Below are 22049 nucleotides of genomic sequence, written 5' to 3'. Positions count from 1 at the left end.
CTCCCACCTGGTGACGAAACGGACTCCCGTGTTGACGAGGAGGCCGTCCAGGTGCGGAGATGCTCCTGCGACATGACGGCCGACCGTGAGGCAGGGCAAGCGAGCGATGGCTTTGCAGATCAGCGCCACCAACCCGGAGCATCCCGCGCTCCTGCTCGACCTGCCCTGGCATCTGCCCCTGGAGGAGTGGCCCGAGCACTACCTGGTGCCGCTGCCCCGGGGTATCTCACGGCACGTGGTGCGGTACGCGCGCGCCGGCGCGGAGGTCGTGGCGGTCAAGGAACTCGCCGAACGGCCCGCCCTGCGCGAGTACGAGCTGCTGCGCGGACTCGACCGGCTGAACATCCCCTCGGTCGACCCCCTCGCCGTGGTCACCGGCCGCACCGACGGGAACGGCGGACCGCTGGAGTCGGTGCTCATCACCCGGCATCTGGGTGGTTCGATGCCCTACCGGTCGATGTTCGAGACGACGATGCGGCCCGCCACCATGCACCGCCTCATGGACGCGCTGGCCGTGCTGCTGGTCCGGCTGCATCTCGCGGGGTTCGCCTGGGGGGACTGCTCGCTGTCCAACACGCTGTTCCGGCGGGACGCCGGGGCGTACGCCGCGTATCTCGTCGACGCCGAGACCGGAGAGGTCCACCCGCAGCTGAGCCCCGGCCAGCGGGAGTACGACCTCGACCTGGCACGCGTCAACATCAGCGGGGAACTGCTGGACCTGGAGGCCTCCGGCGCCCTCCACCCGTCGGTGGACCCCATCGAGTTCGGCATGGAGATCTGCAAGCGCTACACCGGGCTGTGGCAGGAGCTGACCCGGACGTCGGTGTACCCGGCGGGCAAGCACCACTACATCGACCGCCGGATCCGGCGCCTGAACGAGCTCGGTTTCGACGTCGCCGAGATGCAGATCGCGCACTCCTCCAACGGTGACACCGTCACGTTCGTGCCGAAGGTCGTCGACGCCGGGCACCACCAGCGCCAGTTGCTGCGTCTGACCGGGCTGGACGCCGAGGAGAACCAGGCGCGGCGACTGCTGAACGACCTGGAGAGCTGGATGGCCACCCAGGACGACTACGCGCCGGGCGATCCCCTCGCCGCCCGGCCCGAGGTGCTGGCCCACCGCTGGGTGCGGGACGTCTTCCGGCCCACCGTGCGTGCCATACCGCTGGAGCTGCGCGGCTCCATGGATCCGGCCGAGCTCTACCACGAGCTTCTCGAGCACCGCTGGTACCTGTCGGAGCGGGCGCAGCACGACATCGATCTGGACACGGTCGTCGGGGACTACGTCAAGAACATCCTCCCGGCGGTGCGGGACTCGCTGTCGCCGACGGCGGACGCCGCCGAGGCGGCCGGTCAGGCCGGCGGGACGACCGCCACCGGGGACGGCGCGTGATGTACGACCCCGTGGGCGACCGAACCGATCCGTGAGCCCACGGCCGAGCGGTGCGCGCGCCGGCCGACCACCATCAACTGGGCCCCTGCCGCCACCGAGAGCAGCACCTCGCCCGCACTGCCCATCTCGACGTGCCGGGTCACCGGCACGTCGGGGAACCGCTCCAGCCACGGCTGAAGTGCTTCCTCGAGTGCCTTCTGCTCGTACGGTTCCAGGCCGCCGGCCTCGTCGAGGAGCTTCAGGGAGCCGGGGCTGTAGGTGAACACGGTGGGCAGGCTCCAGGCCCGCACGACGCGAACGGCGGCGCCGCGTACCGCCGCCGTCTCGAACGCGAACCCCAGGGCGGCGGCGCTGTCCTGCGGACCGCCCTGCTGTCCCACGACGATCTCGCGGCCGGCCGCCTCGGACTCGGCCCGGTCCTCGGCGCGTACGAGCACGACGGGCCGGGTGGACTCGGCGATCACCTGCTGGCCGACCGAGCCGAGCAGGAAGCCGACGATCGCGCCGTGGCCGCGCGAGCCGAGCACCAGCGTCTCGGCCTCGTCGGCGGCGGCGACCAGTGCCTCGACCGGGTCGCCGTCGATGATGTCGGTGGTCACCTGCAGACCGGGGTGGCGTCCGGTGATCTCCCGTGCGGTCTGCGCGAGCGCTTCCCGGACACCTGCCGCCCGGCCCTCGTCGTCGGACTTCTCCCCGGCGTGCACGACACGCAGCGGAAGTGCACGGCGTACCGCCTCCCTGGCCGCCCAGTGCACGGCGGCCAGGGATTCGGCAGTACCGTCTGCTCCCACGGTGATCGGGCGGGTCATGTGATGGCCTCCGTCGAGTCGGTCGAGGTGCCCACGCTACCGACCGGTCGGGCCCGCCCGTGCGGCGGTGCCGTCAGCGGGCCAGACGGGCGAGTTCGGTGCCCGCGAGCAGGAAGGCGCCGACGCCGAAGTCCGAGGTGCTGTCGTACGTGACGGGCTGGTTGGACTCCGGGCGGTCGCCCACCTTCTGGACGTAGCCGAGGAAGCCGTCGGGATGGACGGCCGTGGTGACCAGGCCGTGCCAGGCCCGGACCGCCACCGGCAGGAACGCGGACCCGTCCACGAGGCGGGCGCGGATCGCGTAGGCCGTGCCGTAGAGGAAGAAGGAAGTGCCGCTCGTCTCGGGGCCGGGCAGGTGCCCGGGGTCGGCGAGGTTGACGTTCCAGAAGCCGTCCGTGCGCTGCACCGTTGCCAGTGCGGTGACCAGCCGCGTCAGGGTCTCCCTGTACTCGGCGGCATGCCGTTCACTCCGGGGCAGGGCCTTGAGGGTCTTGACGTGTCCGCCGGCCACCCAGCCGTTGCCGCGCGACCAGACCACGGGCCGGCCCGTGGGGGACACGATCCCGCCGGGCAGGAATCGCTTGTCGCGGTACCAGAGGCCGGTGCCGGCGTCGTACAGTCCTGGCCCGCCCTCGGTGCGTTTGGTGTGGTCGTAGAGGGCGTACAGCTTCTGCCAGTACTGGGGGTCCCCGCGCAGGGCGCCGATGCGGGCGAACGGCGGCATGGCCATGTGGAGGGCGTCGTCCCACCACCAGTCGTCGTGCTTCGCCGGCTGGTCCGTGTACACCATGCGGTGCAGGGACTCCTCGATCGCGGTGAGTTTCTGTTCCTCCGGTTCGATCTCGTAGAGGTCGAGGTAGGCCTGTCCGGCGTTGTGGTTGTCGGCGTGCCGGGTCGTCACTCCGCCCCGCAGGCCGTAAGCATGCTTCTCGGCCCAGCCGCGCGCGTAGGCGAGGTATCGGGGGCTGCCGGTCAGCCGGTGCAGGGCGAGCAGACCGCTGAAGAACGTGGCATTGGCCCAGCCGTTGTCGCCGGGGTCCGTGTGGGCGCCGATCCAGTGGTCGGCGACGCGGCGCAGGTCCCGGGTGATCGCGGCTCTGGACGGTGGGGCGGCCGCGGCGCGCGCGGGAGCCGCGGCGGCGGTGTGTAAGGGGAGCAGAGCGGCTGAGGCTGAGAGAGCGGCACCGCCGACCAGCAGATGGCGTCTATCCATGTGAACGACTCCTCTCCATGTGAAACTCATCCTGAACTCCCGCCCCGGCAGGTGTCCATGAGCACGCGTCAACTTGGCCTGAACCAAATCGGGTTCAGATCACCGGACAGCGTTCACGTCAACGGCTGCCGTCCGGAGCGGCGGACCGGCCGCAGCGCAGACTGTCCAGGTCGACCGAATCGGCCATCGCCTGCATCCCCTTGTCGTTGGGGTGCAGATGGTCGCCACCGTCGAAGACTGGGAGAATGCGCTCGTGGTCGTAGGGACTGCGCAGGAGGCGGTCGAAGTCGCTGACGGCGTCGAACTCCCCGCTGGTCCTGATGAACCGGTTGACCTCCTGGCGTACGGACTCCGCGGCCGCGTCCCACTCGTACCAGCCCTTGAAGGGCGCGACGGTGGCGCCGACGACGCATTTCCCCGCCCGGTGAGCGCGGGCGACGATGTCCCGGTAACCCGCCACGAGGTCGGCAGCCGTGACGCCCGTGTGCGCCTTGATGTCGTTGACACCCTCGAAGAGAAAGACCGTACGGACGCCGGACTGGGACAGGACGTCACGGTCCAGCCGGTTCAGGGCGCTCTGCCCGGCGCCGTCCGCCAGGACCTTGTTGCCCGAGATCCCCTCATTGGCGACTCCCCTGACGGGACTGCCCGTTGCCTCCAGACGGCGGGCCAGGTAGTCGGGCCAGCGGCGGTTCAGGTCGCCGCTCGACTGCCAGCCGTCCGTGATGGAGTCCCCGAGCGCGACGACCGCCCCCACGGAGGCGGCCGTCCGTACGGTGACCGCGTCGAGGTAGAACCAGGAGCCGGTGCGCTCGGTCCAGTTGACCCCGCTCTCCTCCCCCGTGTGGTCGCCGGAGGCGGTGTACGACGTCTGCATGGCCATGCCGTGGCCGGTCGCCGGCCCACCCGCCGCCCGCGTGTGCAGGCTGACGACCAGGTCGGCCGCGGCGGGCAGTCCGCCGGGCAGCGGGTCGCTGTACGCGACGGCGCCCGCCGGGAGGGTGACCACGTGGGCGCCGCCGAAGGTCAGTCGCCGGTTGCTGCCGCGGACCAGTTCGGCGCCCGACCGCTGGATGCCGGCGTAGACGCTGTCGAAGGTCACCGGCCTGTCCCCGAAGGCGTTGGTGAGCCGGATACGGGTGTTGTCCCCCGCCACGCTGGTGCGCACGACCAGGCGGTGGCTGCGGTCGGGGACCGCGTCTCCCAGACGGTCCGCGCTCGCGCCCCAGGTGACCACGTCGGGCCGGTCGGCGGAGCCCCGGGCGGCCGCCGGAGTGCCGGGAAGGGTGGCGGCGATCGTCAGCAGCGCCGCCAGGAGGCCCGCCCAGGCGAGGCGGGGCGTCATGCGAGGCCCCGCAGGGTGACGGAGGCGCCGGGTTTCAGGGTCACCGTGCGGGACGTACCGCCGTGGGCGACCGTTGTCGTCCGGCCGCCCACGCTGCGGATCCGCACCTCCGTCGGCCTGCCGTCACGCCAGCGCAGGTCGACGACGAAGCCTCCCCGGGCGCCGACTCCCGTGACGGAACCGGACTTCGCCCATGCGTCGGGGAGAGCCGGGAGCAGTTCCAGACGGCCCGGGCGGGAGTACAGGAGCATCTCGATCATCGCCGCGGGCGTGCCGAAGTTGGCGTCGATCTGGAAGATGCCGCGGCCCTTCTCGACCTCGTAGATGTCGAAGAGGTTCGGTGCGGTGCCGTTGCCGCCGCCGGTCGACGGGCGGAGGTTGTTGACGACGAGCCGGTAGGCGTTCTCCGCGTGCTTGAGCCGGGCCCAGCACAGGCTCCGCCATGCGTTGGCCCAGCCGAAGCTCTCCATGCCGCGTGCGGCGAGCAGGGCCGTCGCGCCCTCGACGATCTCGGGCGGGGTGGAGTCGTCGGGGCGGATGCGGTCACCGGGGAAGAGCCCGACGAGCGGGGACAGATGCCGGTGGGTGGTCTCGCCGAGGTTGTCGGGCGACATCCACTCCTCCAGCCAGCCCGTCCTGGCACTCACCTTCGGCAGGTACAGCCGCTCCTGGAGACCGCCGACCGTCTTCGCGTAGGCAGCGTCCTTCTTCAACTCCGCTGCGGCGGTGCGGTAGTTGTCGAACAGCGCCCACACCAGTTCCTGAGCGTAGGTGATGCCCTTGGCGTCGAGCGGGCCGTGCTCGGGCGACCAGTCGCTGTCGGCGACGAGCACCTCCCGCGAGGTGCCGGGCAGTGTCGTGGTGAGCAGCCGCGCCTCCCAGAACTCGCAGGCGCCCTTCAGGAGCGGGTAGATCCTCGCCAGGTGCGCGCGCGAGCCGGTGAACTCGTAGTGCTCCCACAGGGTGGTGCACAGCCAGGCGTTGCCCGCCGGATGCCACCACCAGCCGTTCCCACCGTGGATGTTGGTGGAGATGGCGACGGTCCAGCCGGCGATCCTCCCGGTGGAGTTGCGGTAGCGGTTGCGCGGGTCGTTGAAGAGGTCGTGGGTGAGCTTCGTCCAGGACGGGAGCTGGGCCAGGCAGTAGTCGGTGAGCGCGTCGAAGCACTGGGACAGACCGGCCCGGTCGGCCATCCAGTAGTTCATCTGGATGTTGATGTCCGTGTGGTAGTCGCCCATCCAGTCCGGGTCGTTGCCGTCCAGCCACAGCCCCTGGAGGTTCAGCGGGAGGCTGCCGCGGGACCCGGAGATCATGAGGTAGCGGCCGAACTGCAGGTAGGCGGCTTCCAGTTCGGGATCGGGCGCGTCGTCCCGGGCGCGTGCCCTGATCCGTTCCCAGGTGTCCAGGGAGCGCTGTGCGGCGGAGGAGGCACCGAGTGAGATGTCCAGTTGCCCGAACAGGGCCCGGTGGTCGGCCACATGGGTGCGCAGCAGGGTGTCCGCCGCATGGGTCGCCGCCGCGTGGACCTTGCTGCGGGCCAGGCGCTCGGGGTCCAGGGACGGGTCTCGGTACCGGGCCGAGGCGTCGGGCGCGTAGTTGGTGCCGCCGCTGACCACCACGGTGAGGTCCTCGCAGCCCGCGAAGTCGATCCGCGAGCCGCGCACGCGGACGCTGCCACCCCTGCCGTACGCCTTCACCGCCGCGCCGTAGCGCAGGCCGTTATGGAAGGCCGCGCCGAAGGAGGTGCCCTCCACGGTCTCTCCGTGGGTCCCTTCGAGGGCGATGCCGCCGGTGTAGCGGCCGCCGCCGCTCTGGGTGAAGTGCAGGACGATCACGTCGTCGGGCCGGCTGGCGAAGACCTGCCGCCGGTACGTGACGTTGGAGCGTACGTACGACGTGGTCACCACACCCTGCGCGAGGTCCAGCGTGCGGCGATAGCCGTTCACGGCGGACAGGTCGTGGTCCGGGATGTCGACGGTGAGGCGGGCGAGCAGCGTGAAGGAGCCGAACTTCTCACGGTCGTAGGGGAACTGGCCGTCGGCGTCGAGTGTGTCGTTGAGTCCGCCGGTCCACATCGTGGCGTCGGTGATCAGGAGGAGCTCGCGGCCGGGGTCGTTGCTCGTGAGGGCGCCCAGACGGCCGTTGCCGATGGGCAGACCCTGCTCGATCATCGAATGCTCGTCCGCGGGTGCCTGCCACCACAGCCGGTCGCGTGAACTCCCCTTCAGGAGCGGCGAATCGGTGGGCCGGTGCGGGGCCGCGGTCGCGGTGAAGGCGGGCATGCCGCCGAGTGCGGTGCCGACGCCGGCCGCAGCGGCGAGGGAGAGGAGTCTTCGTCTGCCGGGGTCGGTGGGGCTGCTGTCCATGGTGCGCTCCAGGGGAAGAGAACGGCGGTCAGGACGACTTCGGCACGTCGATGCGGTCGATGTCCGGGGCGTAGCCGGAACCGCTGTCGAAGGTGATGGTGTTGACGCCGGCCTTGAGGGAGACGGGCACGCTGACGGCTTCGGTGGTCCCCCAGTCCCCGGTGGAGGGGAACTTGTGGCGGGTCGCGCCGTTGCCGTTCGCGGAGATGTCGACCGGGCGGGGGTCACCACTGACGTAGGCGACCTTCACCTGGTACGTACCGGCCTTGGCGACGACGACGTCGTTGAAGCGGAGCTTGCCGCCGACGTACAGGTTCCCCACCTTGTGCTCGCCGGAACAGGCGGAGCAGTCGGCCACGGAGGCGTTGCCGCTGAGGGTGTTGGCGTCGGACTCGGCCTCGTAGCCGGTCGCGGTGAGCTTGCCGCCTCGCGGGGTCACGGTGAACAGACGAGAGCCGTGGGCGGGCAGGGCCTGCGTCACCTTGTTGCTGTACGTGCCGAGGTTCTCGCGGTTCCACAGGTCCCGTACGCCGGCCTTGCCGGTGAAGCCGAGTGCCGCCCAGTCGGCGGTGACGGCGGCGGGCGAGTCGGCGAGGTTGAACAGGGCCACGGTGTAGCTGCCGTCGGTGTTCCTGGCGGCCCACACCTGCTGAGGGTCGGACGAGGTGACGGGGCGGGCCGGGGGTGTGCCGCCCTGGTTGAGGGCGATGACCTCACGGTTGGTCAGCAGCGACAGGCCGTAGGAGTCGAGCCTGGTCAGGTCGTCTCCGGTGTAGAGCGGGGACTTGGCGATGGCCCACAGGGTCGCGTAGCTCTGGCGTTCCGCCTTGGTGAGGCCGTCCATCGCGCCGTTGCCGACGTCGAGGGAGTCCAGGTCGTTCCAGCCGCCGGGGCCCGCGTGACGGGTCCAGCCGGGGGCGTCGTCCCAGCGGTCGTCGACCGAGTTCTCCCAGCTGACGAGGGTGTTGCAGTAGCACTCGACGTCCGTGTCGATGCGCCAGCCGTTGGAGTACTTCTTCCAGTCGGCGACCCGGCCGATGTCGAGCGACCAGGAGACCTCCAGGTGGATCGGGCGGCCGGTGGCGGCGATGGCCTTGTGCCAGGCGGCGACGTCGGCAACGTTGTCGTACTGGTCGCCGCTCTTGCCGGAACCGGGCCCGACACCGTCGAGCTTCAGGAAGTCGTAGCCCCAGTCGGCGAAGAGCCGGGCCTGCGAGTCGACGTACTTCTGCGCGCAGGGGCGGGAGAAGTCGAGCTTGTAGGCACTGTCCCAGCCGTTCGTGGTGCGCAGGTCGCCGTACACGATGTCGGCGGTCGTACAGTCACCGGCGTTCCAGACCGGGACCTCGCCCTCGCCGTAGGCCTCCTTCTCCAGGCCGACGGGCAGGTAGATGCCCGCCTTGAGGCCCTTGCCGTGCACATGGTCGGCGACCGCCTTCATGCCGCGCGGGAAGCGCTCCGGGTCCGCCTTCTGGCGGGCGTACTGGTCGAAGCCGGGCTTCCAGTCCTGGTCGCGCCACCATCCGGCATCGAGGTTGACGTACTCGTATCCGTACGGCTTGAGCTTGGCCGCCAGGGCGTTCGCCTGCTTGAGGACGTTCTTCTCGGTGAGGTAGCTGTAGTCGCCGTCGGGATTGAGGCCGGGGTACTTCGAGGACTGCATGCTCCAGCTCGACCAGCCCATGTACGGCTTGGCCGCGACGGCCTCGGTGCCCGCGGTGGGGGTGGGCGTGGCCGCCCGGGCGGCCGGGAGGACCGCGGCCGTCGCGGCGGTCAGGGCCAGGACGAGCACGGTTCTCAGGGAACGGCGTGCGGGGGTGCCGGGCGCGTACGAGGATGACCGCATGGTCGGACCTCCTGTGAAGGGTTCGGGTGTGCGGTGGCGGGTGGCGGCTCGGTAACCGCTGTGCGGGGTACGGATTCTGAGGTGTCGTCAGGTTGTGGCACGGAGGTTCAGCCCGTGCCGCGCGTGGGACCGCCGATGAAGGACTGGATCGCGGTCGCCGCGGCGCCGCGGGCCCATTCGTCGAAGGGCAGCGGACGCGTCAGCAGGTCGCAACGGGCGGCCGTGCCGAAGGCGGAGGCGGCGAAGGCGTCGCGGATCTGTTCGGCGAACAGGTCGTACGCGGCGAGGCCCTCGCCGGAGATGATCACGCGTTCGGGTCCGACGAGGTTGGCCACGGTCGCGATGGCCCGGCCGATCGCGTCCCCCGCCCGCGCGTAGACGGCCCGCGCGCCGGGGTCGCCGCGGCGCGCCAGGTCCACGGCCTGTGACGCGTCGGCCACCGGGAGGCCCGTCGCGTCCCGAACCGCGGTGACGATCGCGGGGTCGGCGGCGATCGCCTCGGCGCAGCCGCGGCTTCCGCAGTGACAGGGCGGGCCCGTGGGGTCGATGACCACGTGCCCGATCTCGCCGGCCACGCCGTGGGCCCCCGAAACGACCTTGCCGTGCACGACCAGGCCGCAGCCGATGCCCGCTCCCACCGTGACCACGGCGAAGTCGGAGAGGCCGACGCCCGCGCCGAACCACTGCTCGGCGACGGTCAGGGCCCGGACGTCGTTGTCGACGGTGGCCGGCAGTCCGGTGGTCATCTCCACGAGCTCCGCGAGGGGCAGGTCGCGCCAGTCGAGGAAGGGCGAGAGGCGGACTTCTCCCGCGGCCCGGTCCACGTCACCGGAGACTGCGACGCCGATTCCCTGGACCCGCACGCCGAACCCGTCGGCCTCCGCGAGGAGTTCCTGCACGAGGGCGGCCACGGAGGCCAGCACCGACTTCGGCTCACGGGTCGGCAGGGGCACGTGCCGGGCGACACGGATCCGGCAGCACAGGTCCGTCAGTACGGCGATGATCTCGTCGCCGGTCACCTTGACCCCGATGAACAGGGCCCGTCCGCCGTCCACCCGCACGACGGTGGCCGGCCGCCCCAGCGAGGGACGCGACTCCTCCCCCGCTTCCTCGACCAGGTATCCGGCTTCGATCAGCGGCCGGACCGCTTTGGTGACGGCGGCCGCCGACAGCCCGGCCCGCCCGGCCATGTCCGACCGGGTGAGCGGACCGTGGGACAGCACGGTGGTGAAGATCTGGGCGGCGGCCGGCGTGTGGGCCAAGAACGCCTCCGTACGAGGAGTCGAACGCATGCCCCGGAACCTAAGGTGATTCTTTTCCACCGTCAATGAAAGAAGCAGAGATCTTTTGAAGTCGCCCCCTTGGGTACGCCTGGCCTGCAAATGTGCTCACGGGTCGCGGTGTTGGGGGCGCAACCACGGAATCAAGAGTTCCACACCAGCAGTCAACAACCCCCTCTCGTCTCCAGACCGGACACTCCGGGCGTCCGGTCGCGGTAGGTCTCCCGCACGAAGGTGAGGAACGTGACGATGTCCCTGGGCTGCGACGACAGACCGAGCGAGACACGGACCGCGCCCGCCGAGGGCAGGTGCAGCAGCTCCAGGTACTCCTCCATCGACCGGAGTCGGCGGCGGGCCGCCGAACGCAGTCGGCGCGGTGACACGGCGAAGGCCGCCTCGCCGGCGCCCGGGTTGCAGAAACAGCCCGTGCGCAGCGAGATGCCCCGCGCGGCGCTGTCGCGGGTGACGACCCGCTCGTCGATGACACGGCCGTCGGCGCCCAGCAGGTTCAGCGCGACTGTCCCGCCGCGGGCCACGAGATCCCACGGGCCGTACACCCTGGCCAGCGGGGAGCCGTCGCTGTGCCGCAACGCCCGCAGGCCTGACAGGAGTTGGGCGGTCAGCGCGTTCACGTGGGCGTGCACGCGGTCCATGCCGATCCCGTCGATCCACTCCAGTCCGGCCGTCACGTCGGGGATGGCGAGGAAGTTGACCGTCCCGTCCTCGAAGGCCGCTTCGTCGTCCGCGAGGACGTGCCACTGGGCCTGCGCGCCGGCCGCGTAGATCGTGCCTCCGGAGAACCAGGGACGCCGCAGCCGGGCGAGCGCCTCCCGGCGGGCGATGAGACTGCCGACGCCGGTGGGGTGGCCGAAGACCTTGTACCAGCTGACGACCGTGAAGTCGGGGTGGTACCGGCTCAGATCGAGGGTGTTGGCGGGTACGAAGGCGGCTGCGTCCAGCAGGACGTGGTAGTCGCGTGCCTGGGCCGCCGCGATCCAGGTCAGGGGATGCTGGACTCCGGTGAAGTTGCTCTGCGCCGGATACGCGAGGAGCCCGCGTCCCCGCTCGCCGCCGCGCGTCGAGCGTCCGCCGGCGCCTCCCCGGGCGGGCAGGGCGGACCGCAGCCGTCGTTCGTCCACACGGAGCCCGGGACCGGCCACCGGTACGTACACCGTGCTCGCGCCGCCCGAACGCGCGTACTCCCGCAGGCCGTTGACCGAGTTGTGGTTGTCGAGCGACATGACCAGCCTGCTGCGGCGGGTGAAGGGATACGCCTCGCCGACCAGGCGCAGGGCACCTGTCGCGTTCGGGGTGAAGATCACGGCGTACTCGTCCGGGTCGGCGCGAAAATGGCGGAGCACCGCCCGGCGCGCCTGGGCCAGCAGCGACCCCGAGGCGCGGGAGGCCGGGCTCGCGGAGTGCGGGTTCCCGAAGACCCCGCCGGTGATCCGTGCGGCGCTTCCCCGGACGAGCGAGGCCGGTGGAAGGCCCGCTCCCGTGTGGTCGAGGTAGGTGTGCCCGTCGGCGTCGAGGTAGGCGAAGTCCCGGCTCCGCAGGTTTGCCAGATCCCTCGCGTACGCGTCGCCGTCGGGTATGTGTCCGGTGGTCTCTGTCCTGTCCACGGATCCTCCCCCATGATGCCGGTCCGCCCCCGCGTGCCGGGGCCGGGCAGGGCTCTTCCCGCATCATTCTGCTGTCCTCCCCCGCAGCGAGCGGTTGCCGCGCACCGGTGCGTGCCCCGGCCCGGGCGTCCGGGCCGGGGCGGGCCGGGCCCGCACACTCCGGCACCGCCCGGACGTCGCACCTGCGCGCCCGGCATGATCATGAGGCGGTCGTGCGCTCGCGGGACACCAGGGACGTGCGGGACGATACGTACGGCAGCAGAGAAACCGGACACGGGCCACTGCGATCCGCTGGGGGCCGTCCGGTGCGCGGTCGCCGGAGCCCCGCGGCAGGTCGCCGGGAAGGAGTGAGCGGCGATGACCGATCTCCTGGGCGCGCTGCCCGGGCATCACAGGAAGCTGCTCCGTGACGCGGTTCCCGGCGTGGAGCTGGCCTCCCGGCCGATGCTCGCCACCCTGAGCGACCAGCACGACTTCCCCGGTGAGTGGATCTTCGAGCGGAAGCTCGACGGTGTCCGTGTACTGGCGGTGCGCGAGGGCGGCCGGCTCGTTCTGCTCTCACGCTCCGGCAACCGGCTCAACGAGACGTACCCGGAGATCGTGGAGGCGCTCGCCGCCCAGCCGTGCACCGACTTCACCGTGGACGGGGAGATCGTCGCGTTCGTACACGGCCGCACCGACTTCTCCCGCCTCCAGCAACGCATGGGGCTGACCCGGCGCCGGGACGTCGAGGCGAGCGGGGTGGCCGTGACGTACTACCTCTTCGATCTGCTCCGCCTCGAGGGCGCGGACATCACTCGGCTGCCGTTGCGCGCCCGCAAGTCGTTGCTCCGCCGCGCCCTGACGTACCGGGCACCCCTGCGCATGACGACGCACCGCAACGACGGCGGCGCCGATCTTTTGGCCGACGCCTGTGCCCGGGGATGGGAAGGGCTGATCGCCAAGCGGGCCAAGAGCCTCTACCAGCCACGCCGTTCGTCCGACTGGCTCAAGCTGAAGTGTTCCCTGGAGCAGGAGTTCGTGATCGGCGGGTTCACCGAACCGGGTGGGAGCCGTGTCGGGTTGGGTGCGCTGCTGCTCGGCCACTTCGAGGACGACAGGCTGCGGTACGCGGGCAGGGTGGGCACGGGTTTCGACCGCCGTACGCTCCTCGCGCTGCGCGGGCGTCTCGACGAACTCCGCGTCGCCGCCTCGCCGTTCGGCGACCGGGTGGCTGAGGCGGGCGCGTGCTGGGCCCGTCCGGTGCTGGTCGCGCAGATCGCTTTCACCGAGTGGACGCGGGACGGGATGTTGCGCCATCCGCGGTTCCTCGGGCTGCGCGACGACAAGCGGGCGCCGGAGGTCGTCCGCGAACGGCCGGCCGGCTGACCTGTGGGCCCGGTGGCAACCGCTCGCCTCTGCGCGCGCCCCGCTCGCCGTCGGCTCGTGCCTGCCGTGCAGATCGTCCGGCGGCGGACGTCCGCCCGCGCTGACCGCCGCCCCACTTCCCGCTTCCCCGCCGTCCCGGTGCGCCGTCAGTCCCGCTCCGCCCGAATGATCACCAGTTCCTCGTCCTCGTCGCGCTCCGCGATACGGCCCGACTCCCTGAGCCACGGCAGGCGCGAGCGGAGTACGGGCCCGAACGGGATGTACGCCCGGTCGCTGACCGCGGCCCGCAGTCCGGATCGCGCCAGACGCTCCAGCGTCTCCTGTGTGCCGCTCAGCCCCGACTGGGCGAGGAGCAGGACGCCACCGGGCCGCAGGACCCGGGGCGCCTCGGAACAGATGCGGTCCAGGACCGTTCGGCCGTCGACACCGGCGTTCCAGGCCCGCTCGGGACCCCGGCCGCCCGAGGGCTCCGAGGGCGGGGTGGGGACGTACGGCGGATTGCTCAGCACGATGTCGAAGGACCGGCCGCGGACCGGTTCGAGAAGGTCACCGCGGTGCACCGTCAGGCGCTGCCGGGACCGCAGGGCGTTCAGGCGTGCGGTGAGCACGGCCCTCCAGGCGATGTCGACCGCCGTGACGCGGGCACCTTTGCGGGCCGCGCAGATCGCCAGCGTTCCGGTGCCGGTCCCGAGGTCGAGGACGTCCATTCCGGGACCCGGCCCCTCGCGGTGGAGAGCGCGGGCCAGGAGGAAGGTGTCGGCCTGCGGCGCGTACACGCCCGGCGGTGCCACCACGGTGGCGGAAGGGCGTGCTGCGTCTAGGAGAAAGGCCATGAGGGTGGTCCTCCGTCCGGGCGCCCTCTCGGGTGCGGGAGGTGAGTGCCCTCGGCCGGAGATCGCCTGGTCGGGCACGTCTTTCAAGCCATCGAGTGCCCCTGGATCACTGCTCCACACCTCCTCCGTCACGGGCACCCCGCCCGTTCGGGCACACGGGAACGCCCCCGGCGGTCGCGGGTGAGACCCGGTGCGACCGCGCGGGGGCGTGCCACGTGTGAGTGGGCCGCTCTACCGGCCGGACTTCCTCGTGTGATCGGCGGCCTTGGCCCTGAGCTCCTCGGCCTTGCCCGTCATCTGCTCGCCGCGGCCCTCGCTCTGCGTGGACATGTTGTCCGTGGCCCTGCCGGTGCTCTCCTTCATCTTGCCCTTCATCTGCTTGGCCTTGCCCTTTGACTTACCCATGATGTTCCGTCCTTCGAATGAGGGTTGGACTGCGTTTCCACCCTGCGCCCCACACACAACCTTCGCAATCCGTGACGGATCAGACACCCACGGCTACCCGACCTCACTGCGGTGGCTCGCGGGTCGACACGCGCCGGTGGATCGAGGAGGACGGCGGGGAGCGGTGCGCCGGGCCGGAAAGGGCCCCACTCGACCCGTTCGACCTCGCGTTCGACTGCGAGGGACGGGCCGCGGTGAGCGTGTTTTGATCAGCCGCTGCTGGTTAGTCCGGAGAGTGGCAGGCCGCTGGCAAACCGCTCCCGGGAGGGTTCGGCAGTGAGCCCGCCACCCAGCCGCCCGTCCCGGGGAGACCCGCGACGGGCGGCCGGGTCTGCCGGAGCCAAGGCCCCTCGCGGGCGCCGGCCGCACGGACTCATCAGGAGCGGGCGCCTCCCGGGGAGTGCGCGGACCCCGGCCCACGCTCGGATCCGGGATCGGCCTCGGCCTCGGCCTCGGCGTAGGCGAGCGCCTCCTCGCGTACCTTGGCGCAGCAGCCGCTGAGCAGCCGAGAGACGTGCATCTGCGAGATGCCGAGGCGCTCCGCGATGTGACTTTGGGTCATCCCCCTGAAGAAGCGCAGGTAGAGGATGGTCCGCTCACGTTCCGGAAGGGCCGCGATACAGGGCTTCACCGCCTCACGGTCGACGACCAGGTCGAATCCGGTGTCGGACTCACCGAGGGCGTCCCCGAGCGCGTAGCCATCGTCACTGCCGGGCAGTTCGGCGTCCAGGGAGAGGGCGGTGAAGCTGTCGAGGGCCTCGAATCCGGCGCGTACGTCGTCCTCGCTCATCTGCGCGTACGCGGCGATCTCGGCGACCGTGGGCCGGCGGCCGGGGATGGTCTGCGACAACTCCTTCGCGGCCGCGCGAACCCGGTTGCGCAGGTCCTGGACGCGGCGCGGCACATGGAGCACCCACATGTGGTCGCGGAAGTGGCGCTTGATCTCGCCGGTGATGGTCGGGATGGCATAGCTCTCGAAGGCGTTGCCGCGCGCGGGGTCGTAGCGGTCGACCGCCTTGACGAGGCCGAGTGCCGCCACCTGGGCGAGGTCCTCGGTCGACTCACCCCGCCCCCGGTACCGCATGGCGATGCGGTTCGCCATGGGCAGCCAGTCCCGCACCAGTTCGTCTCGCAGGGCCTGCCGTTCGCCCCCCTCCGGCAGGGCGGCGAGCCGCTCGAAGGCGGCAGCCGTGTCCGGGGCGTCGTCGTGCGGATGCTGCTTCGTCCTGACGGTGATTGGCATGGTGCGTCGCATCTCCTCAGAGAACTGGCGGGACAGTCACCATGGGAGGGCGTAGACACGGACCGGCCGGAACACGCCGAGGTCTGGCGAACCAGCTCCCACGGACGTGCCTCCAGTCCGAAGCACTAGGTTGAAATTCCCCGAAATGGACATCAACAAACTAATCATCCCATAGCATGACTTTCCGATACTCGTTGGTCATGCAGAGTGACTGCCGGAGAGGCCCTTCCCGCGCCTCCCGGACGGCGGTAGCCCGCCGCGTTCAGGGCCGCGGTACTAAACAGCGATTCGGGGAACCCAGCCTCCAGGAGGTGGAGGTCATGGTTCCCATTCTGCTGGTCCTGCTACTGGTTCTGATTCTCTTCGGAGCCGGGTTCGCGCTGGAGATCCTGTGGTGGATCGCTATCGCCGTGCTCGTCATCTGGCTGCTCGGCTTCCTGATGCGCAGCACCTCGAGTTCGGGAGGCAAGTCGCGTTGGTACAGATGGTGAGGGACAACCCCGCCGAACCGGCTCCGGAGCACACGCTGCCCCGGAGCCGCTTCGCGTGGCCACACCGGACAGGCTTCCGGACGGAGGCCTTCCGGCCCGCGCACGCGGGGGACGCGGGTCCTCCCGCTGCTTCCGCGGTTCCGGCGCCGGCTGTGCGTCGCCGTGACCCGGACCTCCCCGGCAGGGGCAGAGGCTGATCGAGTGCCGTGAGAGCGCGGTCGGCTGCCGCGCTGTTTCGGTCGGTGGCACAGGGTACTCGCGGGCCATGGACTTCATCGCGACACCCCTGGCCGTCTCCGGCTCCGCAGTCGGCGCGATAGTGCCGTTCCTGGTGGGCGTCGTCCTCGTCGGCGGTCTGATCTGGGCCGTGTGGTGGGGACGTCGGCTCCGTTCCCGGGAATCCGCGCCGCCGCGCCCCGAAGAGCAGCCCCGCCTTCCCGACTCGGGCCCCGTGGGCGAGGTGCGTGAACGGCGCGAGCCCTCCGAGGTGCCCCGAAACGGGACCCGGCTGAACCCGAACCAGGTGCGCGCCGAAGGCAACAGCTCGTCCCACCGCGCCGCTGATCAGGAGGCGCCGACCTGGGACGAGAACAGCAGTGGCGGCTTCGGCAGCGGCGGCCCCGGCCGCACCTGACCTCCACCTCTCCTCTCTCCTCCTGATGCCGGGCACGGGTGACCGGGAACGAGGACGGCGCCCACCACGTGATCAGCGAGATCTCGGGCTCGCTCGCCGACATCGGTCACACCTTTCCGGGCCAGGCGGGGACGTACTGGACCTCGGCCCCGGCCCGGGCCCGGACCGTCCGGACGACGGGCGCGGCCGGGACTGGGCGCACAAGGACGGGCCACGCCATGGCCGCCAACCTGCACGGGATCGCCCCGGCGCCCGCCGCCCGGCCGCTCGCCGCACCCCCTGGACAGGGGTTCCGCAGGTGAGGAGCTGTCGATCACGGGTACCCGTGGCGCATGGAACGTGTGGATCAGCGCCCGACCGCGGAACCGGAACTCCCGCCGAGCCGGGGAGACCTCTCCGCGGCACTCATCGAGTACCTGCGTGGCACGGGACCACTGCCGGACGACGCCGCTCTCGCCGACGCCGCGCCCCTCGGTGAGGATCTGCAGCTCGCTCTCTATCTCTGCTACGAGCTGCACTACCGGGGCTTCGCGGGCGTCGACTCCTCCCGTGAATGGGACCCGGAGCTGCTGCGGGTCCGCGCGGCGATGGAGAAGCCCTTCCTCGCGGCCCTGCGCGCCGGGGCGACCAGGCACGACCACGCGGACGACGCACTGGACGAACTGCTCGTGGAACCCGTCGACGGCCAGGGCGTCTCCCATTTCCTGCAGGACAAGGGCGAGTTGTGGCAGCTGCGCGAGTACGCCGCCCAGCGCTCGGTCTACCACCTGAAAGAAGCCGACCCGCACGCCTGGGTTCTCCCGCGCCTGTGGGGGCGCGCCAAGGCCGGTATGGCGGCGGTGGAGTTCGACGAGTACGGAGCGGGGCGCGCCGAGCGCGTACACGCCAAGCTGTTCGCCGACCTCATGGCCGACCTGGACCTGGACCCGACGTACGGGCGCTATCTCGACGCGAGTGGCGCGGAGGCCCTCGCCGTCGTCAACCTGATGTCCCTCTTCGGTCTGCACCGCGCGCTGCGCGGAGCGCTGGTGGGGCATTTCGCCGCGGTGGAGACCACGTCCTCCCCCGGTTCCAGGCGGCTCGCCCGCGCCATGGCCCGCACGGGCGCCGGACCGGCGGCCGAGCACTTCTACCGCGAGCACGTCGAGGCCGACGCGGTGCACGAGCAGGTCGTACGCCGCGAGGTCGTCGCCGGTCTGCTGGAGGAGGAACCGCACCTCGACCGCGACATCGCGTTCGGAGTCGACGCCACCGAATGGCTGGAGGACCGCCTCGCCGACCGGCTGCTCGCAGCATGGCGTTCGGGCGAGTCCTCGTTGCGCACAACCGTGTGACCGCGTGACGCACACGCGCCCCGTGGATTCTCGGACCGGATCGTCGAGAGAAAGGTGGTGAACGGCCGTGACGGACACCCCAGCCGAACGCCCGCGCCGGATCGTCGCCCGGCGTGAGGGCCCCCTGCTCGTCGAAGGGCCGGTCGAGATCGTTCTGGAGGACGGTACGACCGTGACCTCCGAGCGTTTCTGCGTGGCTCTGTGCACGTGCCGGCGCAGCCGCATCTATCCCTGGTGCGACACGAGCCACCGCCGGCACTCCCCGAGCACCCGCCCCGACTCCTGACACCGAGGCTCTGCCGCCCCGCAGGACATCGATCCGCCTCCGCACGGGCGCCCGGGGCGGATGGGCGCTCTTCTCGCACCGGCGTCGGCGGTCTGCCACGGCGTCGTCGACTTCGCCGGCGTGCTGGCCTCGCTGTACCCGGCGATTCCAACGTGCTGGGGCTTGCGCTGCTCCACGAGAGGTGAGCCGGCAGCAGGTGGCCGGGCTGCCGGCCGCCGCGGGCGCCGTCGTCCTGCTGACCCTGGGTTGACGCGTCAGCCTGCCCGTCTCGCCCTGCCCTCGCTATCGATAGCACACACATTCGAATCTGCGGGTAGCCTGGAGGCATGTCCACGCACCTCCAGGGTTCACTGTTCGACCAGAGCGACGCCATCCGTCTCGGTCCGCTCGGCGGGCTGCGCCGGACCGTGCTCGGCGACGGGGCGTGGATCGACCTGCTGCCCGGCTGGCTCCACGGGGCGGACGCCCTCTTCGCACGGCTCGCGGACGAGGTCCCGTGGCGGGCCGAGCGGCGCCAGATGTACGAGCACATGGTGGACGTACCACGGCTGCTGGCGTTCTACCGGGCGGCCGACGCCCTGCCGCATCCCGTCCTCGACGAGGCGCGGGACGCCCTGTCCGGCCACTACGCCGAGGAGTTGGGCGAACCGTTCACCACGGCCGGGCTCTGCTACTACCGGGACGGCCGCGACAGCGTGGCCTGGCACGGGGACCGGACCGGCCGCGGTGCACACCAGGACACGATGGTCGCCATCCTGTCCGTGGGGGCTCCGCGGGATCTGCTGCTGCGGCCCCGGCGCGGCGGCGCAGTGGTGCGGCGCCCGCTCGGACACGGCGACCTGATCGTGATGGGCGGTTCCTGCCAGCGCACCTGGGAGCACGCGATCCCCAAGAGCGCGCGGGCCGCGGGCCCTCGCGTCAGCGTCCAGTTCCGGCCGCACGGAGTGCAGTGACCGCGGGGGCGCCACCCGGTGGCACCCCCGACACGTCACGGCTGACGCACGGGCTCCCTGCTGCGGCGCCGCCACGAACGGGCGGGGCGCGGCTCCTGGTTCGGCAGCCAGCCGAAGGCGAGACAACTGCCGACGACGCCGAGGAGGAGACCGATGAAGAATCCGCCCAGGTTCGAGGTGAGCCAGGTACCCAGGGAGAACAGGACGCCCAGGACCGAGTAGAAGAGGCGCTGCGCGGGGTTGAAGAGGATCAGCAGCCCGCAGATCAGCATCAGGAGCGGCAGGAGATATCCGGCCAGGCCCTGCATGCCGATGTGCATGACGACCTTCAACGACGCCTTCTGCGTGAGCAGGATCTCCGCCCCGCCCAGAGCGAGCAGCAGCCCGCCCCAGAACGGGCGGGCCGCACGCCAGCGCCGGAAGGCGACCATCAGCAACCCTTGTCGCTGAAGCGCAGCTTCAGACCGGGAAGCTTGAACACCGCTGCCGTGGTGGCGTAGTTGGTCTGCCGCAGGTTGGCGATGTGGACGGTGTCCGCCTGCTGGCTGAAGACGCCCGCCGAGCCCCGCGTGTGGGACTTGTTGAGCGTGCTGGCGTCGTTGCCGATCTCGATGTTGTCGAAGGCCGCGTCGCCCGACAGCTCGGTGGAGTCGGTCGTGAGGTTGGTCGCGGACACCGGCTGCGAGCCCGCGCCGGCAGTGATGAGCAGGTTCGTGCCACCGAGGTCGACGCTCTGGCAGAGCTTGGTCAGGGTCGCCTTCTTGATCGCGGACACGACCACCAGGACCTGGCCGCCGGTGTCACCCTCGTTGGGGCTGCCCTCGGCCATCTGGTCGAGGGAGCCGAACTGCGCGAAGCCCTCGCCGTCGAGGTTCGTCGCGGTGACGGTGAAGGGCATGCCGGATATCGCGAACTGCACACCCAGGGCCCCCTCGGCGGTGAGGATCATGAGTGTGGCGGCGATCGCGGTGGCGGGGACGCCCATCACCGCGGCTCTGCGCAGCCGGACCCGCCCGCGTCTCTCGGGGCTACCAGGGGTCTCTGACATGGAACCGCTTTCCGGTACTTCGGAAGGCTCAGTGGTGGAACCGGCGGACGAGACGGCGTCCGAGGACGAGGCCATTTTCTGCTCCCAGGGGCATGGTCAACGCGGGTAGGGCTTCAGCTGGCACGTTGTCCTGGCGCGGACAGCGAATGCCGCGCACGCCTCCCCACACCTCCCGGCGGGTGCAAGGGCTTTCACGTTACGCAGCAGTAGCCGCGACGGAAGTTACCCGCGGTAAGGGGCGAGGGTCAAGCACCTTGTGCGAAAAGGACGTTGGAGATGTGACGAAGGCGTGGAGAGCCCTTCCCGTAGCTCCGGGAAGACACTCCCCCGCAGCCCGGAGCCCTCGCGGCACGCACCGGCCGAGCATCGAGCCCGTTCCCTGATTCAACGTCAACTTCCTTACAGCATCTTGACGTTGAACATCACTCAGGTCTAGAACTCTCCCTGGTTACGCACGGATCCGTGGCGCCGGATCCGTCCAGCGGCGCACGTCGACTCCCGGGCTCCATCCCGCCACACGGCCGACAGGCCGGTCAGGCGGTCGACCGACCAGTACCAGCAGGCCGACCGCACGTGCGATCCGCATCCACCCCTCCATGGCACCGGCACGGTCGCTTCCCCTCCGGGACCGCGTCCGGTCGCCCTACCGCCGGTCCCGTGCCGGAGGCCGTCCATCGACGCCCCCGGCCAACCACCCGGCAGCCACCGCCGGCCCGTCGCGTACGGAGAAGGCGCGACGGGCCGGTGTTGGCACCCTCTCCCACCCCACCTCCAGAATGAGGCACCCTCATGCGTACTCGGACTTCCCTTGCCCTGGCCGCGGCGGTCACGGCCCTCGCCCTCTCCGCGGCCGGCCCGGCCTCGGCCGCCGACGGCTCGGTCCTGACCACCGGCGGCCCCGCCGGCACGGCCGTCGCCGCCGGTGACGTCCTCAGCGCCTCCCTGGCCACCGGCACCAACGCCACGCTCTACTCCAGCGCCACCGGCACGAGCGGCCTCTCCTGCTCGTCGTCCGCCTTCATCGCCGAGGTCGTCGACAACCCGGCCGCGCCGGGCACGGCCACCGAGTCGGTCACCAGTCACACCTTCGACAGCGCCAGTTGCACCAGCAACGTCATCGGCGTGCTCGGCGTCACCCGCATCACGGTCGACAACCTGCCCTACACCACGGCCGTGACCTCTGAGGGCGCTGTCACCATCACCCCGGCCGCCGGCTCGTCCATCCAGACGACCGTCGTGCTGCGGACGCTGCTCGGCAGCATCAACTGTGTCTACCGGGCGCCCAGCCTGTCGGGCACGTCGAGCAACGTCGACAACAGCATCGCGTTCACGAACCAGCAGTTCACGAAGTTCTCCGGCTCGTCGCTGTGCTTCAGCAACGGCTTCTTCACCGCCAAGTACGCCCCGGTCACCGACACGACGCAGGAGGGCAGCCCGACGGTCTTCGTCAACTGACGGCGGCCCGGACCGACAGCGCCCGCCCGAACGCGTGCGGGGCGGGGAGACTTCTCTCCCCGCCCCGCACGTGTGCACCGGCTCAG

20 protein-coding genes and 1 pseudogene are annotated in these 22049 nt (G+C 71.0%); 9 read left to right on the top strand and 12 right to left on the bottom strand.

Annotation, left to right across the window (positions count from 1 at the left end; all coding sequences use genetic code 11):
• The first annotated feature begins 106 nt into the window (after positions 1-106).
• Entirely contained in the window at positions 107-1393 is a 1287-nt protein-coding gene (locus tag O1Q96_RS19135; protein ID WP_269249353.1) for a DUF4032 domain-containing protein, read from the top strand.
• Here O1Q96_RS19135 and O1Q96_RS19130 read toward each other — a convergent pair.
• The 7 genes from O1Q96_RS19130 to O1Q96_RS19100 form a co-directional block, all read right to left on the bottom strand.
• A complete protein-coding gene (locus tag O1Q96_RS19130; RefSeq protein WP_269249352.1) occupies positions 1354-2202 on the bottom strand; it encodes a universal stress protein in 849 nt (282 codons plus the stop codon). The genes O1Q96_RS19135 and O1Q96_RS19130 overlap by 40 nt on opposite strands.
• 73 nt (positions 2203-2275) lie before the next feature.
• Positions 2276-3415: a glycoside hydrolase family 88/105 protein gene (locus O1Q96_RS19125; RefSeq protein ID WP_269249351.1), complete on the bottom strand. Its 1140-nt coding sequence runs from the start codon at positions 3413-3415 to the stop codon at positions 2276-2278.
• Positions 3416-3533: 118 nt separating this feature from the next.
• The gene (locus O1Q96_RS19120; RefSeq protein WP_269249350.1) at positions 3534-4760 is read right to left on the bottom strand and encodes an SGNH/GDSL hydrolase family protein; all 1227 of its coding nucleotides are present in this window, start codon (positions 4758-4760) and stop codon (positions 3534-3536) included.
• Positions 4757-7126, bottom strand: a complete 2370-nt coding sequence (locus O1Q96_RS19115) for a glycosyl hydrolase family 95 catalytic domain-containing protein (RefSeq protein ID WP_269249349.1) — start codon at positions 7124-7126, stop codon at positions 4757-4759. The genes O1Q96_RS19120 and O1Q96_RS19115 overlap by 4 nt, the downstream gene beginning before the upstream one ends.
• Before the next feature lie 28 nt (positions 7127-7154).
• Positions 7155-8972, bottom strand: a complete 1818-nt coding sequence (locus O1Q96_RS19110; protein ID WP_269249348.1) for an alpha-galactosidase D — start codon at positions 8970-8972, stop codon at positions 7155-7157.
• Between the two features lie 107 nt (positions 8973-9079).
• Positions 9080-10264, bottom strand: a complete 1185-nt coding sequence (locus tag O1Q96_RS19105; RefSeq protein ID WP_269249347.1) for an ROK family transcriptional regulator — start codon at positions 10262-10264, stop codon at positions 9080-9082.
• A 152-nt stretch (positions 10265-10416) separates the two neighbouring features.
• Positions 10417-11874, bottom strand: a complete 1458-nt coding sequence (locus tag O1Q96_RS19100; protein ID WP_269249346.1) for an aminotransferase class V-fold PLP-dependent enzyme — start codon at positions 11872-11874, stop codon at positions 10417-10419.
• Between the two features lie 357 nt (positions 11875-12231).
• Between O1Q96_RS19100 and ligD the strand changes: the two genes are divergently transcribed.
• Positions 12232-13242, top strand: a complete 1011-nt coding sequence (gene ligD, locus O1Q96_RS19095) for a non-homologous end-joining DNA ligase (protein WP_269249345.1) — start codon at positions 12232-12234, stop codon at positions 13240-13242.
• 146 nt (positions 13243-13388) lie between these two features.
• Here ligD and O1Q96_RS19090 read toward each other — a convergent pair whose 3' ends face one another.
• The 3 genes from O1Q96_RS19090 to O1Q96_RS19080 all read right to left on the bottom strand — a co-directional run bounded on the left by O1Q96_RS19090 (position 13389) and on the right by O1Q96_RS19080 (position 15762).
• A complete protein-coding gene (locus tag O1Q96_RS19090) occupies positions 13389-14075 on the bottom strand; it encodes a HemK2/MTQ2 family protein methyltransferase (protein ID WP_269249344.1) in 687 nt (228 codons plus the stop codon).
• Positions 14076-14306: 231 nt separating this feature from the next.
• Positions 14307-14480 (bottom strand): CsbD family protein, encoded by a 174-nt coding sequence (locus tag O1Q96_RS19085; protein WP_269249343.1) that lies wholly within the window; start codon positions 14478-14480, stop codon positions 14307-14309.
• A 415-nt stretch (positions 14481-14895) separates the two neighbouring features.
• Positions 14896-15762: an RNA polymerase sigma factor SigF gene (locus O1Q96_RS19080; protein WP_269249342.1), complete on the bottom strand. Its 867-nt coding sequence runs from the start codon at positions 15760-15762 to the stop codon at positions 14896-14898.
• Between the two features lie 320 nt (positions 15763-16082).
• Between O1Q96_RS19080 and O1Q96_RS19075 the strand changes: the two genes are divergently transcribed.
• From O1Q96_RS19075 to O1Q96_RS19050, 6 genes and pseudogenes are all read left to right on the top strand, one after another.
• Positions 16083-16253: a hydrophobic protein gene (locus tag O1Q96_RS19075; RefSeq protein ID WP_269249341.1), complete on the top strand. Its 171-nt coding sequence runs from the start codon at positions 16083-16085 to the stop codon at positions 16251-16253.
• Between the two features lie 265 nt (positions 16254-16518).
• Positions 16519-16887 carry a DUF6479 family protein gene (locus O1Q96_RS19070; protein WP_269249340.1) on the top strand — a complete coding sequence of 123 codons (369 nt, stop codon included), beginning with the start codon at positions 16519-16521 and terminating at the stop codon, positions 16885-16887.
• A 38-nt stretch (positions 16888-16925) separates the two neighbouring features.
• A pseudogene (locus tag O1Q96_RS19065) lies at positions 16926-17189 on the top strand (flavodoxin family protein); the annotation flags it as partial.
• A gap of 30 nt (positions 17190-17219) precedes the next feature.
• On the top strand, positions 17220-18221 hold the full coding sequence (locus O1Q96_RS19060) for an iron-containing redox enzyme family protein (RefSeq protein ID WP_269249339.1): 1002 nt from the start codon (positions 17220-17222) through the stop codon (positions 18219-18221).
• 67 nt (positions 18222-18288) lie between these two features.
• Positions 18289-18507, top strand: coding sequence for a CDGSH iron-sulfur domain-containing protein (locus tag O1Q96_RS19055; RefSeq protein ID WP_269249338.1), 219 nt, complete (start codon positions 18289-18291; stop codon positions 18505-18507).
• A 326-nt stretch (positions 18508-18833) separates the two neighbouring features.
• Positions 18834-19460 (top strand): alpha-ketoglutarate-dependent dioxygenase AlkB, encoded by a 627-nt coding sequence (locus tag O1Q96_RS19050; RefSeq protein WP_269249337.1) that lies wholly within the window; start codon positions 18834-18836, stop codon positions 19458-19460.
• 35 nt (positions 19461-19495) lie between these two features.
• Here the strand turns inward: O1Q96_RS19050 and O1Q96_RS19045 are convergent, their stop codons facing one another.
• Both O1Q96_RS19045 and O1Q96_RS19040 read right to left on the bottom strand, forming a co-directional pair.
• Positions 19496-19891 (bottom strand): DUF6114 domain-containing protein, encoded by a 396-nt coding sequence (locus O1Q96_RS19045; protein WP_269249336.1) that lies wholly within the window; start codon positions 19889-19891, stop codon positions 19496-19498.
• Positions 19891-20583, bottom strand: a complete 693-nt coding sequence (locus tag O1Q96_RS19040; protein ID WP_269249335.1) for a DUF6230 family protein — start codon at positions 20581-20583, stop codon at positions 19891-19893. The genes O1Q96_RS19045 and O1Q96_RS19040 overlap by 1 nt, the downstream gene beginning before the upstream one ends.
• 714 nt (positions 20584-21297) lie before the next feature.
• On the opposite strand from O1Q96_RS19040, the gene O1Q96_RS19035 reads away from it, so the two are divergent.
• Positions 21298-21963: a Tat pathway signal sequence domain protein gene (locus tag O1Q96_RS19035; RefSeq protein ID WP_269249334.1), complete on the top strand. Its 666-nt coding sequence runs from the start codon at positions 21298-21300 to the stop codon at positions 21961-21963.
• Positions 21964-22049: the final 86 nt, after the last annotated feature.

This window comes from Streptomyces aurantiacus, assembly GCF_027107535.1.
GTDB lineage: Bacteria > Actinomycetota > Actinomycetes > Streptomycetales > Streptomycetaceae > Streptomyces.
Note: the sequence above shows the minus strand (reverse complement) of the source record. Positions and strands in the feature narration are given on the sequence as shown.

Excerpts from the sequence above, each read along its gene's own strand:
- O1Q96_RS19035 (WP_269249334.1), top strand. The coding sequence starts at position 21,298 with ATGCGTACTCGGACTTCCCTTGCCCTGGCCGCGGCGGTCACGGCCCTC.
- O1Q96_RS19080 (WP_269249342.1), bottom strand. The coding sequence starts at position 15,762 with ATGCCAATCACCGTCAGGACGAAGCAGCATCCGCACGACGACGCCCCG.
- O1Q96_RS19040 (WP_269249335.1), bottom strand. The coding sequence starts at position 20,583 with ATGGCCTCGTCCTCGGACGCCGTCTCGTCCGCCGGTTCCACCACTGAG.
- O1Q96_RS19120 (WP_269249350.1), bottom strand. The coding sequence starts at position 4,760 with ATGACGCCCCGCCTCGCCTGGGCGGGCCTCCTGGCGGCGCTGCTGACG.
- O1Q96_RS19090 (WP_269249344.1), bottom strand. The coding sequence starts at position 14,075 with ATGGCCTTTCTCCTAGACGCAGCACGCCCTTCCGCCACCGTGGTGGCA.
- O1Q96_RS19125 (WP_269249351.1), bottom strand. The coding sequence starts at position 3,415 with ATGGATAGACGCCATCTGCTGGTCGGCGGTGCCGCTCTCTCAGCCTCA.
- O1Q96_RS19085 (WP_269249343.1), bottom strand. The coding sequence starts at position 14,480 with ATGGGTAAGTCAAAGGGCAAGGCCAAGCAGATGAAGGGCAAGATGAAG.
- O1Q96_RS19110 (WP_269249348.1), bottom strand. The coding sequence starts at position 8,972 with ATGCGGTCATCCTCGTACGCGCCCGGCACCCCCGCACGCCGTTCCCTG.
- O1Q96_RS19105 (WP_269249347.1), bottom strand. The coding sequence starts at position 10,264 with ATGCGTTCGACTCCTCGTACGGAGGCGTTCTTGGCCCACACGCCGGCC.
- O1Q96_RS19070 (WP_269249340.1), top strand. The coding sequence starts at position 16,519 with ATGGACTTCATCGCGACACCCCTGGCCGTCTCCGGCTCCGCAGTCGGC.
- O1Q96_RS19115 (WP_269249349.1), bottom strand. The coding sequence starts at position 7,126 with ATGGACAGCAGCCCCACCGACCCCGGCAGACGAAGACTCCTCTCCCTC.
- O1Q96_RS19050 (WP_269249337.1), top strand. The coding sequence starts at position 18,834 with ATGTCCACGCACCTCCAGGGTTCACTGTTCGACCAGAGCGACGCCATC.
- O1Q96_RS19130 (WP_269249352.1), bottom strand. The coding sequence starts at position 2,202 with ATGACCCGCCCGATCACCGTGGGAGCAGACGGTACTGCCGAATCCCTG.
- O1Q96_RS19135 (WP_269249353.1), top strand. The coding sequence starts at position 107 with ATGGCTTTGCAGATCAGCGCCACCAACCCGGAGCATCCCGCGCTCCTG.
- O1Q96_RS19075 (WP_269249341.1), top strand. The coding sequence starts at position 16,083 with ATGGTTCCCATTCTGCTGGTCCTGCTACTGGTTCTGATTCTCTTCGGA.
- ligD (WP_269249345.1), top strand. The coding sequence starts at position 12,232 with ATGACCGATCTCCTGGGCGCGCTGCCCGGGCATCACAGGAAGCTGCTC.
- O1Q96_RS19060 (WP_269249339.1), top strand. The coding sequence starts at position 17,220 with ATGGAACGTGTGGATCAGCGCCCGACCGCGGAACCGGAACTCCCGCCG.
- O1Q96_RS19045 (WP_269249336.1), bottom strand. The coding sequence starts at position 19,891 with ATGGTCGCCTTCCGGCGCTGGCGTGCGGCCCGCCCGTTCTGGGGCGGG.